The 16,482-nt window shown below is 69.6% G+C and carries 18 protein-coding genes; 10 read left to right on the forward strand and 8 right to left on the reverse strand.

Going from position 1 to position 16,482, the window contains the following annotated elements:
- Positions 1 to 22 precede the first annotated feature (22 nt).
- From ABT057_RS42340 to ABT057_RS42360, 5 genes are all read left to right on the forward strand, one after another.
- Positions 23 to 718 (forward strand): hypothetical protein, encoded by a 696-nt coding sequence (locus ABT057_RS42340; protein WP_502974057.1) that lies wholly within the window; start codon positions 23 to 25, stop codon positions 716 to 718.
- A gap of 68 nt (positions 719 to 786) precedes the next feature.
- Positions 787 to 966, forward strand: a complete 180-nt coding sequence (locus tag ABT057_RS42345; RefSeq protein WP_352349446.1) for a hypothetical protein — start codon at positions 787 to 789, stop codon at positions 964 to 966.
- Between the two features lie 147 nt (positions 967 to 1,113).
- Complete coding sequence (locus ABT057_RS42350; RefSeq protein WP_502974058.1) at positions 1,114 to 1,536, forward strand: BlaI/MecI/CopY family transcriptional regulator; 423 nt, start codon at positions 1,114 to 1,116, stop codon at positions 1,534 to 1,536.
- A 9-nt stretch (positions 1,537 to 1,545) separates the two neighbouring features.
- Positions 1,546 to 2,091 carry an amino-acid N-acetyltransferase gene (locus ABT057_RS42355; protein WP_352349450.1) on the forward strand — a complete coding sequence of 182 codons (546 nt, stop codon included), beginning with the start codon at positions 1,546 to 1,548 and terminating at the stop codon, positions 2,089 to 2,091.
- 259 nt (positions 2,092 to 2,350) lie between these two features.
- Positions 2,351 to 2,686, forward strand: a complete 336-nt coding sequence (locus ABT057_RS42360) for a histone-like nucleoid-structuring protein Lsr2 (RefSeq protein WP_352349452.1) — start codon at positions 2,351 to 2,353, stop codon at positions 2,684 to 2,686.
- On the opposite strand, the gene ABT057_RS42365 is transcribed toward ABT057_RS42360, so the two are convergent.
- Positions 2,665 to 3,273, reverse strand: a complete 609-nt coding sequence (locus tag ABT057_RS42365) for an SCO3374 family protein (protein WP_352349454.1) — start codon at positions 3,271 to 3,273, stop codon at positions 2,665 to 2,667. The two genes, ABT057_RS42360 and ABT057_RS42365, sit on opposite strands and share 22 nt — an antisense overlap.
- A gap of 430 nt (positions 3,274 to 3,703) precedes the next feature.
- Between ABT057_RS42365 and ABT057_RS42370 the strand changes: the two genes are divergently transcribed.
- Entirely contained in the window at positions 3,704 to 6,229 is a 2,526-nt protein-coding gene (locus ABT057_RS42370; protein ID WP_352349456.1) for an ATP-dependent Clp protease ATP-binding subunit, read from the forward strand.
- An 84-nt stretch (positions 6,230 to 6,313) separates the two neighbouring features.
- Here ABT057_RS42370 and ABT057_RS42375 read toward each other — a convergent pair whose 3' ends face one another.
- On the reverse strand, positions 6,314 to 6,946 hold the full coding sequence (locus ABT057_RS42375; protein ID WP_352349458.1) for an HAD family acid phosphatase: 633 nt from the start codon (positions 6,944 to 6,946) through the stop codon (positions 6,314 to 6,316).
- A gap of 515 nt (positions 6,947 to 7,461) precedes the next feature.
- Here ABT057_RS42375 and ABT057_RS42380 point away from each other — a divergent pair.
- Positions 7,462 to 8,049: a M23 family metallopeptidase gene (locus tag ABT057_RS42380; RefSeq protein WP_352349460.1), complete on the forward strand. Its 588-nt coding sequence runs from the start codon at positions 7,462 to 7,464 to the stop codon at positions 8,047 to 8,049.
- 19 nt (positions 8,050 to 8,068) lie between these two features.
- Here the strand turns inward: ABT057_RS42380 and ABT057_RS42385 are convergent, their stop codons facing one another.
- Positions 8,069 to 8,656, reverse strand: coding sequence for a TetR/AcrR family transcriptional regulator (locus ABT057_RS42385; protein ID WP_352349462.1), 588 nt, complete (start codon positions 8,654 to 8,656; stop codon positions 8,069 to 8,071).
- Positions 8,657 to 8,822: 166 nt separating this feature from the next.
- Between ABT057_RS42385 and ABT057_RS42390 the strand changes: the two genes are divergently transcribed.
- From ABT057_RS42390 to ABT057_RS42400, 3 genes are all read left to right on the forward strand, one after another.
- A complete protein-coding gene (locus ABT057_RS42390; protein WP_352349464.1) occupies positions 8,823 to 10,403 on the forward strand; it encodes an MDR family MFS transporter in 1,581 nt (526 codons plus the stop codon).
- A 142-nt stretch (positions 10,404 to 10,545) separates the two neighbouring features.
- Positions 10,546 to 11,040, forward strand: a complete 495-nt coding sequence (locus tag ABT057_RS42395) for a helix-turn-helix transcriptional regulator (protein WP_352349466.1) — start codon at positions 10,546 to 10,548, stop codon at positions 11,038 to 11,040.
- A complete protein-coding gene (locus ABT057_RS42400; protein ID WP_352349468.1) occupies positions 11,037 to 11,471 on the forward strand; it encodes a VOC family protein in 435 nt (144 codons plus the stop codon). The genes ABT057_RS42395 and ABT057_RS42400 overlap by 4 nt, the downstream gene beginning before the upstream one ends.
- Positions 11,472 to 11,493: 22 nt before the next feature.
- Here ABT057_RS42400 and cseC read toward each other — a convergent pair whose 3' ends face one another.
- The 5 genes from cseC to ABT057_RS42425 all read right to left on the reverse strand — a co-directional run bounded on the left by cseC (position 11,494) and on the right by ABT057_RS42425 (position 16,271).
- Positions 11,494 to 12,960, reverse strand: coding sequence for a two-component system sensor histidine kinase CseC (gene cseC, locus ABT057_RS42405; protein WP_502974059.1), 1,467 nt, complete (start codon positions 12,958 to 12,960; stop codon positions 11,494 to 11,496).
- Positions 12,849 to 13,547 carry a two-component system response regulator CseB gene (gene cseB, locus ABT057_RS42410; RefSeq protein ID WP_352349472.1) on the reverse strand — a complete coding sequence of 233 codons (699 nt, stop codon included), beginning with the start codon at positions 13,545 to 13,547 and terminating at the stop codon, positions 12,849 to 12,851. The genes cseC and cseB overlap by 112 nt, the downstream gene beginning before the upstream one ends.
- 206 nt (positions 13,548 to 13,753) lie before the next feature.
- On the reverse strand, positions 13,754 to 14,455 hold the full coding sequence (locus ABT057_RS42415; protein ID WP_502974055.1) for a hypothetical protein: 702 nt from the start codon (positions 14,453 to 14,455) through the stop codon (positions 13,754 to 13,756).
- Positions 14,440 to 14,982 (reverse strand): SigE family RNA polymerase sigma factor, encoded by a 543-nt coding sequence (locus ABT057_RS42420; RefSeq protein ID WP_352349474.1) that lies wholly within the window; start codon positions 14,980 to 14,982, stop codon positions 14,440 to 14,442. The genes ABT057_RS42415 and ABT057_RS42420 overlap by 16 nt, the downstream gene beginning before the upstream one ends.
- 323 nt (positions 14,983 to 15,305) lie before the next feature.
- Positions 15,306 to 16,271, reverse strand: coding sequence for an HhH-GPD family protein (locus tag ABT057_RS42425; protein ID WP_352349476.1), 966 nt, complete (start codon positions 16,269 to 16,271; stop codon positions 15,306 to 15,308).
- Positions 16,272 to 16,482 lie beyond the last annotated feature (211 nt).

Genomic DNA, 16,482 nt, shown 5'->3' on the forward strand with positions numbered 1-16,482 from the left:
GCCATACGGATCCCGCGGCGGCCTGGCGTTCGGCGCGGAGGAGCTGCGCGTGCTCCGCCGCGCCCTCGCCCTCGCCCTCCACCCCGGCCAAGCCAGCCCCGAGGACGTCCAGGACTGCCATCGGCTGGCCGAGTCCCTCGACGAGGCGCTGGGCGAGGCCGCCCGGCTGCGGGCCTTCCTGGTGGCCGACCTCGGCCGCTACCGAGCCGCCCTCCCCGGCACCGCCGTCGGCTACCTCGCGCTCCTGGAGGAGGTCCTGGCCGCCGGCCACCGCGCCGGCCCCGACGACCTCGCCGCCCTGAGGGCGCTGTGCGGCAACCCCGCGGCCGCCGCCCTCCTGGACCGCTGCCGGTCACTCGCCGAACGCGAGGTAAGGGCCCGCCCGGCCCGCCGTGCACCCCGCCAGGCCACTGCGGTCACCCCGGTCGTCCCGGCGTCCCGTACGCGCCTCCTGGCCCTTCCCGGGGGGCGTCGCGGCGAGGCCCACGACCACCTTCCCGCCGTCGGCGAGGACCCGGCCGGGAATCCGCGCCCGGACCGGCGGGAGGAACCGCCCGCGAAGCCGGCCGAGAAGCCCGCCGCGCCGGCCCCGGGGCCCGTCCCGGCCAAGCCCGCCGAGCCCGAGCCCGCCCGCCGCCCCATCCCCACCCCGGGCGAGGTCTTCCCGCGCCGCAAGCCCGCCCCGCCGCCCGCGGACCAGCGGCTGGCGGCCGGCTGAGACGCATCCCCCGCGCGCCGGGCCGACCCCGCCCGGATGCCCGGTTCCTCCGTGGCTACCCTGGATCCATGGACTATGTCTCCGCGCTCGTGCCCCCCGTCGTCATGGCCGTGTTCTTCATCGGTGTGATCAGGGTGATCGTGAAGACCCAGGGCGGCGCCAACAAGGCCAAGGAGGACGCGGCCGTCGACGCCGCCCTCGCGCGCGGAGAAGGCGCCCGTCCGGCCTCCAGGGGCACCGACGCCTGACCCCGGCACCCTCCGGCACCCCGCGTCCCGGACGCACGGCTCCCACCGGAGTCGTGCGTCCCTTTTGTTCGTGTCTGTTGACATAGATGACCGTCCGGCACGCGATCGACCGGATCTCCCACTATTGTCTGAGCTGTGCCTCGCCCATTGGGAGAACTCGAAGACGCGGTCATGACGCGGGTGTGGAAGTGGAACCGCCCGGTGACCGTTCGAGAAGTCCTGGAAGACCTTCAGCGGGAACGGTCCATCGCCTACACCACGGTGATGACCGTTTTGGACAATCTCCATCAGAAGGGCTGGGTGCGCCGCGAGGCCGAAGGGCGGGCCTATCGATATGAGGCGGTCTCCACCCGGGCCGCCTACGCGGCCGCCCTCATGAACGACGCCTGGGCACAGAGCGACAACCCGGCAGCCGCTCTCGTCGCCTTCTTCGGGATGATGAGCGACGAACAACGACAGGCACTGCGTGACGCGGTACGGATCGTCCAGGGTCCGGAAACTTCCGAACCCGCGACTGCCGCCACCGGCGGGGAGAACCCCGGCTCGGCAACGGAGGGCGGCGGGCGATAGCGTCCGCTCATGTCAGAGAGCTCCTCCGCCGAGAACCCCGAAGTCCCCGCTAAAGCCATCACCGTCCGGCGGGCCCGGACCAGCGATGTCCCCGCCGTACGCCGACTCCTCGACGCCTACGTCAGAGGCGGCATCCTGCTCGACAAAGCCACGGTCACGCTTTACGAGGACATCCAGGAGTTCTGGGTCGCCGAACGCGACGACAACGCCGAGGTGGTCGGGTGCGGTGCCCTCCACGTCATGTGGGAAGACCTGGCGGAAGTGCGCACTCTCGCGGTGAAGCCCGGCCTGAAGGGCGCGGGCGTGGGTCACCACTTGTTGGAGAAGTTGCTGCACACCGCGCGCTGGCTCGGCGTTCGCCGGGTTTTCTGCCTGACCTTCGAAGTGGACTTCTTCGCCAAGCACGGCTTCGTGGAGATCGGTGAGACGCCGGTCGACACCGATGTGTACGCGGAGCTGATGCGTTCCTATGACGAGGGCGTAGCGGAGTTCCTCGGACTCGAACGAGTGAAACCGAACACCTTGGGCAACAGCCGGATGCTTCTGCATCTGTGATCGTCGGTGGGCATTCCGTGTCCGTTGCCCACTCTGTTGCCCACAGTTGACCACGACCCGCCTTGCCCGGGTGCCCTATGTCCGAAACGCGCACGTTTCCGGGTGAGCGGCGGGCCGTCGGTCTCTCCCAGGGGTTTGTGTTTTTCCAGCAAAAGCGGTTTGCTTTCCGACGTACTGCAGTACTGCATATAACAGGACGCGGCTAAACGGCGGACGCCGCGGACCCCCGTCCCTCACGTTATCGATGAAAGGAAATCCGGTGGCACAGAAGGTTCAGGTCCTTCTTGTCGACGACCTCGACGGCGGCGAGGCGGACGAGACCGTGACGTTCGCGCTGGACGGCAAGACGTACGAGATCGATCTCACGACTGCCAATGCGGACAAGCTGCGTGGTCTTCTCGAGCCCTATCTGAAGGGTGGCCGCCGTACCGGAGGCCGTGCTTCGGGTGGACGTGGAAAGGCGCGCGCCGCTTCCGGCGGCAGCCAGGACACCGCGCTGATCCGTGCCTGGGCCAAGGAGAACGGCCACGAGGTCAATGACCGCGGCCGTGTTCCCGCAGCCATTCGCGAGGCTTACGAGGCGGCCAACGGCTGAGCGCATCCGCGCCGCAGCCGGAGCCGGTGGACCTGCGTCGCCAGGGTGTCCACCAGCCGCACCAGATCGGGGGCGCGTCCCGCACCCCCCAGCGCCGACATCGTCGGCAGCGAGGCCTCTGCCTCGCACCCCGCCTCGGGGGGCCGCAACCAGACCGCGGCCCCCTGGACCGGCCCGGCACGGCGCGGGCCCGGAGGCAGGGGGGCCTCCATGAGCCCGCCCGTGCCGATCGCCCGCAGATCGAGTGGCAGTGCGCCCCACTCCAGCCACTGAAGGATCCCCGGCAGTTCCTCCGCGCTGCCCGCGGCCACCAGCAGCCGCATGCGCGCGCCCCGCACGGCCACCGGGGACTTCGGTGCCAGGCGCCCGAGCGCCGCGTGACCCGCCTCGGCGGGGACGTCCAGGACGTCGAAGCGCTCGCCCACCGAAAGTCGTACCGGCGCCCCGGGCACCGTCGCCCACCCCAGTTCGTTCTCGTACCAGTCGCGGACCGCGTCGGCCGGCTCGGCGGGGCCGGCGGAGCGGGCCGTGTCCAGCGGCCGACGGGGGAGGGGGACAGCGGTGACCGGGGGGACTGAGCCAACCATGCCAAGCGCAACCGTCCGAAAGTCCCGCGAGTTACGCTGGGTGTCCCTGTGGATGCCCAGAGTGCCTGAAAACCGGGCGCGCGGGGGTCTCGGGAGGCGCAAGGTTGTTCGCCCATAGCGGAGGGAACCGGTGCGCAGGGCATGGAGTGTCAGTCCCAGCGGGTAAGACATGCCTAGTGGGAGGGGGCGACACGCAGGAAAGGCCGTCTCACGTTCGCCATCGGCGTAGTGGCGGTGTGGGTAACTGCCTGGCCTGCGGGAACATCGTCTCGCACCATCGGGTTGGAGCAGATGTCGGCGTTCGGGGTCAGGAGGCCATCGACGGTGTCGGCAGTTGGAATGAGCGGTCCCCGCTTGCGGGACTAAGCTGCGGAAGGACAGGGAGGGGAAGTTCCCCCCACTGCCTGACCGCTCTGAGGAGCGATTAACGATGTTCGAGAGGTTCACCGACCGCGCGCGGCGGGTTGTCGTCCTGGCTCAGGAAGAAGCCCGGATGCTCAACCACAACTACATCGGCACCGAGCACATCCTCCTGGGCCTGATCCACGAGGGTGAGGGTGTCGCCGCCAAGGCCCTTGAGAGCCTCGGGATTTCGCTCGAGGCGGTCCGCCAGCAGGTGGAGGAGATCATCGGGCAGGGGCAGCAGGCCCCGTCCGGGCACATCCCCTTCACCCCCCGTGCCAAGAAGGTCCTGGAGCTGTCGCTCCGCGAGGCCCTTCAGCTGGGCCACAACTACATCGGCACGGAGCACATCCTGCTCGGCCTGATCCGTGAGGGCGAGGGCGTCGCCGCCCAGGTCCTGGTCAAGCTGGGCGCAGATCTCAACCGGGTGCGGCAGCAGGTCATCCAGCTGCTCTCCGGTTACCAGGGCAAGGAGACCGCCACCGCCGGCGGGCCTGCCGAGGGCACCCCCTCGACGTCCCTGGTCCTCGACCAGTTCGGCCGGAACCTCACCCAGGCCGCTCGTGAGTCCAAGCTCGACCCGGTCATCGGGCGCGAGAAGGAGATCGAGCGGGTCATGCAGGTGCTGTCCCGCCGTACCAAGAACAACCCGGTCCTGATCGGTGAGCCCGGCGTCGGCAAGACCGCCGTCGTCGAGGGCCTCGCCCAGGCCATCGTCAAGGGCGAGGTGCCCGAGACCCTCAAGGACAAGCACCTCTACACCCTCGACCTCGGCGCGCTGGTCGCCGGCTCCCGCTACCGCGGTGACTTCGAGGAGCGCCTGAAGAAGGTGCTCAAGGAGATCCGCACCCGCGGCGACATCATCCTGTTCATCGACGAGCTGCACACGTTGGTCGGAGCGGGTGCCGCCGAGGGCGCCATCGACGCGGCCTCCATCCTGAAGCCGATGCTGGCCCGTGGTGAGCTGCAGACCATCGGCGCCACCACGCTGGACGAGTACCGCAAGCACCTGGAGAAGGACGCCGCCCTCGAGCGCCGCTTCCAGCCCATCCAGGTCGCCGAGCCGTCCCTGCCGCACACGATCGAGATCCTCAAGGGTCTCCGTGACCGGTACGAGGCCCACCACCGCGTCTCCATCACCGACGAGGCGCTGGTCCAGGCCGCCACCCTGGCCGACCGGTACATCTCGGACCGCTTCCTGCCGGACAAGGCGATCGACCTGATCGACGAGGCCGGCTCCCGGATGCGCATCCGCCGGATGACCGCTCCGCCGGACCTGCGCGAGTTCGACGAGAAGATCGCCGGCGTCCGCCGCGACAAGGAGTCCGCGATCGACTCGCAGGACTTCGAGAAGGCCGCCTCCCTCCGCGACAAGGAGAAGCAGCTCCTGGCCGCCAAGGCCAAGCGGGAGAAGGAATGGAAGGCCGGCGACATGGACGTCGTCGCCGAGGTCGACGGCGAGCTGATCGCCGAGGTCCTCGCCACGGCCACCGGCATCCCGGTCTTCAAGCTGACCGAGGAGGAGTCCTCCCGTCTGCTGCGCATGGAGGACGAGCTCCACAAGCGGGTCATCGGCCAGGTCGACGCCGTCAAGGCGCTGTCGAAGGCGATCCGTCGTACGCGTGCGGGCCTCAAGGACCCGAAGCGTCCGGGTGGCTCGTTCATCTTCGCCGGCCCGTCCGGTGTCGGTAAGACCGAGCTGTCCAAGGCGCTCGCCGAGTTCCTCTTCGGCGACGAGGACGCGCTGATCTCCCTCGACATGTCGGAGTTCAGCGAGAAGCACACGGTGTCGCGTCTCTTCGGTTCCCCGCCCGGATACGTGGGTTACGAAGAGGGCGGCCAGCTGACCGAGAAGGTCCGCCGCAAGCCGTTCTCCGTCGTCCTCTTCGACGAGGTCGAGAAGGCCCACCCGGACATCTTCAACTCGCTGCTGCAGATCCTGGAGGACGGTCGTCTGACCGACTCCCAGGGCCGGGTCGTGGACTTCAAGAACACGGTCATCATCATGACGACCAACCTCGGCACCCGGGACATCTCCAAGGGCTTCAACCTGGGCTTCGCGGCGTCGGGCGACTCGAAGACCAACTACGAGCGCATGAAGAACAAGGTGTCGGACGAGCTCAAGCAGCACTTCCGCCCCGAGTTCCTCAACCGCGTCGACGACGTGGTCGTCTTCCCGCAGCTCACGCAGGAGGACATCCTGCGGATCGTCGACCTGATGATCGGCAAGGTGGACGAGCGCCTGAAGGACCGGGACATGGGCATCGAGCTCTCCCAGTCCGCCAAGGAGCTGCTGTCCAAGAAGGGCTACGACCCGGTGCTGGGCGCGCGTCCGCTGCGTCGCACGATCCAGCGCGAGATCGAGGACACGCTCTCGGAGAAGATCCTCTTCGGCGAGCTGCGCCCCGGTCACATCGTGGTCGTGGACACCGAGGGCGAGGGTGAGACCAAGACCTTCACCTTCCGTGGCGAGGAGAAGTCGGCGCTGCCCGACGTCCCGCCGATCGAGCAGGCGGCCGGCGGTGCCGGGCCGAACCTGAGCAAGGACGCGTAGGCCTCAGGGCGACGTCGTCGGAAGAGGGGCCGGTGCTTCCCAGCACCGGCCCCTCTCGCATGCCCTGAGGGCCGCCTCGACCGCCTACGAGAGCTGACCGTCGTAGTCCGGCAGCTTGTACGTCTTCTCGGCGTGGCCGCCCGACAGGTCGGTGGCGCTGTTGCCGATGTTGGCGATGATCGTGTAGCCCTTGTTCTCGATGTCGACGCGCTGGGCGGTCTTGTAGGCGGCGACGTCCTTGAAGAGGTCGAGCAGGCCGCGCACGTAGAGGCCGGAGACCTGGTAGCCGACGTACTTGAGGTTGTAGTCGGTCACCCCGGAGATGATGCCCGGGCGGGCGGTGACGAAGAACAGCGAGACGCCGTGTTCCTGGGCGTACTTGGCGACCTCGAGGACCGGCTTGTTGGCCGGCTGCGGGTAGCTGAAGCCGAAGTCGGTCTCCAGGGTGGTGTTGTCGATGTCGAAGACGATCGCCTGCTTCTCGCCCGTCCTGGCGGCGGCGATGCGCTGCTTCAGATAGGGCAGGGCGTCGTTCATCACGGTCTGGCAGTCCGTCTGCCAGGTGGCGTAGTCGACGTCCTCCGCGGCGGCGGTGGAGACGGTGGAGGTGCTGGTGGCCGTAGCGGCCTGGGCGCCGGCCGGGACGGCCATCGCCGTGACGGCGGCCGTGGCCGCGGCCGTCATGGCTATGCGGCGCTTCCAGGTGCCTCTGGTCATGTGTGGGGTCCTCTCGCGTCCTTGCGCTGCCGGTGTCGTGGGCATGCTGATCGGTGGGGATGGCCTGAGGGGAACCAGCGGGTTACTGGACGGTAGTGGCCGATGAGAGCCTGCTCACAGACCTGTGCACGCGTTCGTGACCGGGGTCACAAGTGGCTCGCGAGACAGGGGAGTAGTCCCCGTCACATTCCGAAGTCCCTTGGAGCGGGCGGCCGGTGACAAGCCGCACAGGTCATTTGCGCCGTACTAGGGCGGATAGTAACGGAGAAAGCGTCACAAAAGGTATGAACCTGCTGGGCGGCCGAAGTCGATAGGGGCCTCTGGCGCGGGCCTTGTCCGATTGGCGGCGAAAAGGCCTTGTGTCAAGAAGTGAGGACTTTTGGGGTGAGGTACTAGCTTCTGTCGTACATCACACGTTTGGGCGTTCGGCGACCCGCGGGTTACCAAGGGATGGCCATCCGGCGGGTGTTCATGCGCCGGGTGGTTTCCCTGTTCCCGTCCCCATGAGGTCTTCGATGTTCCCGCGCGTCACGTTCCGTTCCTCCCGTACGTCCCTGCTCCGCACCCGCGTGGCCGTCGGGGCCGCCGTTCTGGGCGCCTCGGTCGTGCTGGGGGCCGGAGTGGCGTCCGCCGCCGCACCCGCGGCCGCGCCGGTCGCCGCGGCCAAGAAGGCCGTCTCCGCCACGGCCTGGGTCAAGCCGGTCGCGCACTACACGAAGTCCGCGACCTTCCACCAGGCGGGCGCCAGGTGGCAGTCCACCCACAGCGGTCAGGACTTCGCCGTACCGAGCGGCACCAAGGTGATGGCCGCGCACGGCGGCATGGTCGTCAAGGCCGGCGGCAACGGCGCCGGCGACGGTCCCGCGTACGGCAACGCCATCGTCATCAAGCACGGCAACGACACGTACTCCCAGTACGCCCATCTCTCGCGCATCGACGTGAAGGTCGGCCAGATCGTCAAGACCGGCCAGCGCATAGCCCTGTCCGGCAACACCGGCAACTCCACCGGACCCCACCTGCACTTCGAGATCCGTACGACCGCCAACTACGGCTCGGCGATCGACCCGGTGAAGTTCCTGCGCGGCAAGGGCCTGATCGTCTGACGGCGGCCCGCCCCGGCGTTCAGGCGCCCTGGTGTGCCTGGGTGACCAGATCGACGGCGACCTCGAGGACGGCTGCACGCTTGTCCTCGGGGTCGCCGTCGACGTCGCCCAGGAAATGCATGCCGGCGTGCAGCGTGAACATGGCGCTCACACAGCGGACCTGGTCGATCAAGGGGGCGTCAGGGTCGATGAAGATGTCGCGCAGACCGGTCATCCGGTCCTTGAACGAGTCGCCGATCCGCAGCTCCCGTACCGTCGCCTGGTTCTCCTGCATGAAGCGGAAGAGCGGGGCCGCGCCGGCCAGGGCCTCGCTGTAGCGCCGCAGCATCTCGTGCTTCGTCTCCAGGGTGTGCGGCTGGCCGCTGCCCCACTCGATGAGTTCCTCGATGGGCTTCGTCAGATCCGTGAAGATGCTGACGATGATCTCTTCCTTCGTCTTGAAGTGGTAGTACAGGGCCGCCTTGGTGACCTCCAGGCGCTCCGCGATCTCGCGGAGGGAGGTCTTCTCGTAGCCCTGCTCGGCGAAGAGTTCGAGCGCCACGTCCTGGATGCGCTGGCGGGTGTTGCCGCGGCGCTGATGTTTCGTGCCGTCCATGGTGACGTCCATCCTCGTACTCCTAGCGCTCCCAGGGGAACTTACTTGCCGCCCGGCAGGTTTGCCAGGAACTTACTTGACGACCGGCTAGTGACAGGTCTACTTTCCCCAGTGTAGTGAACTAGCCGGGCGGCAAGTAAGTGGGCGGCCCGTAGCAGTACCCAGGGGAGTGGAAACGATGGCGGACACACAGACGGTCGAGACGGAACCGGAGAAACAGCCCAGGAGTGTGCGGGTCGTCCTGCTCGCCCTGATGATCACGATGATGCTCGCGATGCTCGACAACATGATCGTGGGCACCGCGATGCCGACGATCGTCGGCGAGCTCGGGGGCCTGGAACACCTGTCGTGGGTCGTGACCGCGTACACCCTCGCGACCGCCGCCGCCACACCGATCTGGGGCAAGCTCGGCGACATGTTCGGGCGCAAGAGCGTCTTCATGACCTCGATCGTGATCTTCCTGATCGGGTCCGCGCTCAGCGGCATGGCCCAGAACATGGGCGAACTGATCGGCTTCCGCGCCGTGCAGGGCCTCGGCGCCGGCGGTCTGATGGTCGGCGTCATGGCGATCATCGGCGACCTGATCCCGCCGCGGGAGCGCGGCAAGTACCAGGGCATGATGGCCGGCGTCATGGCGCTGGCGATGATCGGCGGCCCGCTCGTCGGCGGCACCATCACCGACAACTGGGGCTGGCGCTGGTCCTTCTACATCAACCTGCCGCTCGGCGTGGTCGCGCTGACCGCGATCAGCGTCGTCCTGCACCTGCCGAAGAAGCGCGCCAAGGCCGGCATCGACTACCTCGGCGTCGTGCTGCTCACCGTGGGCATCACCTCCATCGTCCTCGTCACGACCTGGGGCGGCTCGGAGTACTCCTGGACGTCCGCGCGGATCATGGAGCTGATCGGGATCGGCGTGGCCGCGCTCATCGGGTTCGTCTTCTGGCAGACCAAGGCCGCCGAGCCGATCGTGCCGCTGCACATCTTCCGTAGCCGCAACTTCACCCTGATGTCCCTCATCGGCTTCATCACCGGCTTCGTGATGTTCGGCGCGACCCTCTTCCTGCCGCTCTACCAGCAGTCGGTGCAGGGTGCCTCCGCGACCAACTCCGGGCTGCTGCTCCTGCCGATGCTCGGCGCGATGCTGGTGACCTCGATGGTCGCGGGCCGGGTGACCACGAACACCGGCAAGTACAAGGTCTTCCCCGTGGTCGGCAGCGTCCTGATGGTCATCGGGCTGTACCTGCTGTCGACGATGGACACCGGTACCTCGCGGTTCACCTCCGGTGTGTTCATGGCCGTCGTCGGTCTCGGCATGGGCTGCCTGATGCAGATCACCATGCTGGTCGCGCAGAACAGCGTGCAGATGAAGGACATGGGCGTCGCCTCCTCCTCCACCACCCTGTTCCGCACCCTCGGCTCCTCCTTCGGCGTCGCGATCATGGGCGCGCTGTTCAACAACCGGGTCCAGGACGTCATGGCCGAGCGGGCCGGCGCGCTGGGTTCGAAGGTCACCGAGCAGTCCGCGCAGCTGGACGCGGCCAGCCTGGCCAAGCTGCCGGTGGCGGCCCGTGAGGCCTACCAGCACGCGGTGTCGGCCGGTACCCACTCGGCGTTCCTGCTGGGCGCGGTCGTAGCGGTGGCCGCGCTGGCGGCCGCCGTGTTCGTCAAGGAGGTCCCGCTGAAGGGCGCGGGGCCGCAGAAGGCCGAGGACGCGGGCGACGGTGCGGCAGCGGTGCCGTCGCCGATGGTCGAGGTCTGATCCGACAGCGAGGGGCCTCCGGCGGTCACGCCGGGGGCCCCTTCCGCGTGCCCGGCGCCATCTCTTGAGGGCTGCCGTGCCCGGACGGGCCGGAGCCGCCCTGGCCCGAGCCGATGTCAGCACCCCGTGTCACCCTCCCTCCATGGACAAGTTGCGGCAGTTGCGGCTGGCCAAGGACGCCATGGACCGTGACTGGGCCGATCCCGGGCTCGATCTGGACGCCGTGGCCGCGCACGCCGGGTATTCGCGGTACCACTTCGTCCGCGTCTTCAAGGAGGCGTACGGCGAGACACCCGGCCAGTACCTCACCCATCGCCGGATCGAGCGCGCCGAGGAGATGCTCCGGAGCGCCGACCTGAGCGTGACCGAGATCTGCCACCTGGTCGGGTTCAGCAGCCTCGGCACCTTCTCCACCCGCTTCAAGGCCCGCACCGGCCTCAGCCCCAGCGAGTACCGGGCCGAGCACGTCGGACGTGGTGCGTCGCTGATCCCGGGCTGTTACGCGATGCTCTGGACCGGCGGTTTCCCCCGCGCACCCAGGAGCGCAACTCCGAAGAAGCGCCCCGGCCCCGACCCCGCCTACGGTGACGCACAGGACACCTCCGACCCCTCGGACGACGGGAGAGCAGAGCCATGATCAAGGGCCTGGGCATCACCACCGTGTGGACCTTCGACCAGCAGCGCACCAAGGCCTTCTTCACCGAGAAGCTCGGCTTCGAGGTGCGCCACGACATCTCGATGGGGGACATGACCTGGATCACCGTCGGCGCCAAGGACCAGCCCGACGTGGAGCTGGCCCTCATGAGCCTCGACGGCCCCGGCCTCGACCCCGAGTCCTCCGAGGCGCTGAAGAAGCTGGTCGCCAAGGGAGCCCTGGGCGCGGGAGCGTTCCGCACGGACGACTGCCGGGCCGACCACGAGACCTTCAGGGCGCGGGGCGTGGAGTTCCTCCAGGAGCCCAAGGAACGGCCCTACGGCATCGAGGCGATCTTCCGCGACGACAACGGCAACTGGTACTCGCTGACCCAGCGCAGCGAGGAGCTGGACTTCTCGAAGGACTTCGGCTGACCGCAGCCTCCGCGCGGCCGGGCTACGGCATCATCGGGTAGCTGCCCGTGTTCGTCGGCGCGTGCTCCGGCAGCCACAGGACGGCGACCGCGCCCTCGGCGGGTATGTGCTCGGGCACCCCCGCCGGCCGTACGTTGCGGAAGGTGAGCCGGGCGCCGAGGACCCGGGCCTGGCCCGCCGCGATGGTCAGTCCCAGCCCGTGCCCGTGGCCGGCGCGGTCGGCGCTGCCGGTGCGGAACCGGCTCGGGCCCTCTGCCAGCAGGTTTTCGGGGAAACCGGGGCCGTGGTCGCGGACCCGGATGACGCGGCCCTCCACGGTCACCTGGATCGGCGGCTTGCCGTGCCGGGCCGCGTTGGCGAGAAGGTTGAACAGGACCCGCTCCAGGCGCCGGGGGTCGGTGGTGACCATCGACTCGTGCACCACCCGCACCTCGACGTCCGGGTCCTTGGCCGCCACCCGCCGGGAGACGAACTCACCCAGCAGGATGTCCTGCAGCTCGGCCCGCTCCGAGGCGCCGTCGAGCCGGGCCACCTCGAGCACGTCCTCGACGAGGGTGCGCATGGCCTTCGCCCGGTCCAGGACCAGCTCGGTCGGCCGGCCGGGCGGCAGCAGCTCGGCGGCCGTCAGCAGTCCGGTGACCGGGGTGCGCAGCTCGTGCGCGATGTCGGCGGTGACCCGCCGCTCGGCCTCCAGCCGCTGCCGCAGGGCGTCCGCCATGGCGTCCACGGCGCTCGCCAGATCGTCGGTCTCGTCCCGCACGACGCCGCCGATCGCGTCCCGCACCCGGACGTCCGACTCGCCCTTGGCGACCTCGCCCGCCGCGGCCGCCGCCTTGCGCAGCCGGCGCGAGAGCTGCCCGCCGATCAGCACCCCGAGAGCGCTGCCGCCGAGGACGACCGCGATGGAGCCGATCACCAGGGCCTGGTCGAGGTCCTTGAGGATGTCCGTGCTGCGGTCCGTGAAACCGGTGTGCAGCGACAGCACATGTCCGTCCTTGACCGGTACGGCCGCCCAGATGTCCGGCACGCCCCCCGGCCGGTCCGCCACGAACGTCACCCGGCGCCCGTCGGCGACCTTCCCCCGCAGCGCCGAAGGCAGCCGGGGGTCGTCGATCTTGATGTTGGGGAAGTTGGGCCGCCCGGACAGCTCGTAGTTGCGCTGGGCGATCTGGACACGCTCGTCCGCCAGGTCGCGCGCGTTGTCCAGCATCGAGACCCGGGCGGCGTTGTGCACGACGAGGCTGAGCGCGATCGCCACCAGCGCGCCGACCAACGCGATGGCCGCGCTCAGCTTCCACCGCAGCCCCGTACGGATGCCCACGCCCTCCGCGCGGGCGGCGACCAGGTGCCGGACCATCCCCCGCATACCTCCCCCGCTCAGGCCTTCAACTTGTAGCCGAAGCCGCGGACCGTCTCGATGCGGTCCTGGCCGATCTTCGTGCGCAGCCGCTGCACATGGACGTCCACGACCCGGGTGTCTCCGCCCCAGCCGTAGTCCCACACACGCTCCAGCAGCTTGTCACGGGAGAGCACCGTGCCCGGGGCGGAGGAGAACTCCAGCAGCAGGCGCATCTCGGTCGGCGTGAGGGCCACCGGTTGTCCGGCCCGGCGGACCTCCATGCCCTCGGTGTCGACCTCGAGGTCGCCGAAGGCGAGCACACCGCCGACGGGAGCGGCCTCCTCGGTGCGGTCGCCCCCGCCCGCGTGCCCGAAGCGGCGCAGCACGGCGCGGATCCGGGCGACCAGGACGGCGCCGTCGAACGGCTTGGTCACGTAGTCGTCGGCGCCGGCCTCCAGGCCCAGGACGACGTCTATGGAGTCGGCGCGCGCCGACAGCATGATCACCGGCACGGTGGACTCGTCGCGGATGCGCCGGCACAGACTCACGCCGTCCAGGCCGGGCACCATGACGTCCAGCAGCGCGATGTCGGGGCGGTCGGCCCGGAACGCGTCCAGGCCGGACAGCCCGTCGGGCATCGCGGTGACCACGAAGCCGTCCCGCTCAAGGGCGAGCTGGGTGGCCTCGCGGATGACGTCGTCGTCCTCGACGAACAGGACGTGGGTCTGGTCTGCCATCCCGGTGTGCTCTCAGTCCTCGTGGTGGGTGTCGCTCGTAACGTCTGCCAGGGTGCCTCTTGAGGGGACGTGCGAAGTGCCCGCCGCGTTCACCTCCGCTGCATCCACTTCACTCATCGGTGCGAGCGGCCCGTTCGGTTCACGGTCCGGGAGATTTTCTTCCGGCCGGGCCCGACCCCCGCGCACGACGTCCCCTTCCGCGCAGGTCAGGTGCTCTCCGGCACCGGGGTCGGCTCCTCGTCCACGCTGTTGCTGTACTCGTTGTGGATGCTGAACTCCTTGACGAAACGGTCCGCCGTGGTCCAGCGGTATGTGATCACGTTCTCGCCGGAGGGGTTCGAGACGGGGTCGCCCTTCGCGTACACCTGCTTGGTCACCACCAGGTCGCCCCGGTCTATCTCCGCGTAGACCGGCGGCTCCTCGGCCTTGAACACGTTCTCGTACCGGTCGTCCTTCTCCCGGTACACGTACGACCCGACGCCCACCGCGTCGCCGCAGGTCAGCACGTTCACCACGATGTCCGTGACGGGGCCGCCGGTCAGGTCGCCGTAGGAGACGTCGATCGGGTACTCGTCGCCGACGCAGGGCTTCAGCTCGCGCTTGACCTCCGGGGAGACCTCGGGGTCGTCCTTGACGAGCTGCACCGCGTCCATCCGCGAGTGGCCGGCGGTGGTGGGTATGGCCGAGGGCGACGCCGTCGGCCGGCCGGCCACCTCGTGCGCCGGTCCCTCGTCACGGGCGCCGGTGCCGCCGGTGCCGCACGCGGAGACGAAAAGGCCGAGGGCGACGAGCACGGACACCGCCGTGATCGCCGCCTGGATTGTGCCCCGGACCAGATCGGGCCCCGCCTGGGCCGGGCCGGGCCCAGTGCGTTGGGTACCGCCGCTCTCGGTCAGGCCGCCGCGCAACGCTCCCGCTCCTCACGCTCCAGCGCGCGTGCGTCCAGATCGCGGGTTTCCAGCTCCTCGCGGAGCCGGGCGAGCGCCCGGTGCAGCGTGCTCTTGACCGTACCCGTCGACATGCCGAGGGCGGCGGCCGTCTCCTCCGTGGACATCTGCTCCCAGTGTCGCAGCACCACGACACTGCGCTGCTTCGGAGCGAGCACCTTCATGGCGTCCATCAGCAGGGCGCGGTCGGCGTGCTGCTCGGTGGAGTCGTCCACACAGGCGTCCGGGAGCTGCTCGGTGGGGACTTCCTCCAGCTTGCGGGCCCGCCACCACTCGGTCCGGGTGTTGATCATGACCCGGCGCAGATAGGCGTCCGCGAGCCGCTTGTCCGCGATGCCCTCCCAGCGGCCGTAGGTCCGCGCCAGCGCCGTCTGCAGCAGGTCCTGCGCGTCGACCGGGTCCGGGACCAGCCGGCGGGCGCTGCGCAGCAGCGCGTCCTGCCGGGTGCGGACGTACTCCTCGAACTCGAGCACCTCGCCCTGCGCCATGGTCAACCCCTCCGTTTTCCCCGTGCCGGCTCGCGGTCGTCCGCCGGTTTTCCGCCTGTGGTCTGTCGCTGTCGCGCCCTCGGTGGGCACGCAAACGAAGCTACGGAGGTGTTGTCACGGGGCTGTCCGAAGCAGCCTGCGGCTAGCGCTCGGCTGTCCGTCGGTTGTGTAACGGAAATAGGTTCTGGGTAAGGGCGCGGGGTGAATCAGTGGTCTATGGGCGTATTTATCCGGCCCACGGCTGTGACGAAGAGCGGCTGTCGGCCGTGATGAACCCTGCTGTCGGCTGTGACAAGGCCCGTCGTCTGTGAACTGGCGGTGCGTCAGGTCAGCGGCAGCCGGTACAGCCCGCCCGGCAGCGGCTCCACCAGTCCGTCCGCCACGAGACCGTCCAGCGCCCGCGCCCGCTGCACCGGCTCGTGCCACACCCGGTCCAGGGCGGCCTGCGCCACGGGCGCGTGCGCGTCCCGTAGGAGGGCGAGCAGTTTTCCTCGCACCTGCCGGTCGGTACCGGCGTACGTCTGACCGCGGCGCGGCGGGCCGTCGTGCTCCGGCTTGCCCGCGAGGCGCCACGCGCACCGCGCGGCGATCGGGCAGCGCACGCACGTCTCGTTCCTCGCCGTGCACACGAGAGCGCCGAGTTCCATGGACGCGGCGGCCCAGCGGGCGGCCGTCTCCTCGTCCTCGGGCAGCAGGGCGCGCGCCAGCTTGCGTTCGGCGGCCGTGGTCGCGTTCGGCGGGTACTGCACACCCGTCACGGCACGCGCGAAGACCCGGCGGACGTTGGTGTCCAGCACGGCGTGACGCTGGCCGTACGCGAAGGAGGCGACGGCCGCCGCCGTGTACTCCCCGATGCCGGGCAGCGCGAGCAACTGCGCGTGGTCCGACGGTACGTCCCCGCCGTGCCGTTCCGTTATGGCCACCGCCGCGCCGTGCAGCCGCAGGGCGCGCCGCGGGTAGCCGAGCCGCCCCCATGCGCGTACGGCCTCACCGGGGGCCTCCCCGGCCAGGTCGGCGGGGCGCGGCCAGCGGGCGAGCCACTGCTCGTAGACCGGCAGCACGCGGCTGACCGGGGTCTGCTGGAGCATGAACTCGCTGACCATCACGCCCCACGCACCGGCCTCGGGGTGCCGCCAGGGCAGGTCGCGGGCGTGGTCCTCGAACCAGTCGATGACAGGGGCGTGCAGGTCCGCTCCGGGCGCCTTCCCCGGGGCCGGCCGCTCGTCGGAGGGCGGGCCGGGGACGGCGTCGGCGGGGCTGCTGTGCGGGGGCTTCGTGGGCGCAGTCATGGCACTTCCGATCCTGCCATGCGCGACGGCGCACGCGTGCGTACCGCCACTCGCGCCGGGCCCTCCCCAAAGAGCCGCCACGCACGCGTGCCCCAGCCATGGCCAGAGGTGCAAGGCACGCCCATGTGAACGGTCGCGGACGCGGGTGGGAGTGAAGTCGGGCGCGGGGGCGCGGAGTCCGGAATGATGATCCGGAAAAGTTGTACTCCGG

It is taken from the genome of Streptomyces sp. NPDC002588 (assembly GCF_040295925.1).
Lineage (GTDB): Bacteria > Actinomycetota > Actinomycetes > Streptomycetales > Streptomycetaceae > Streptomyces.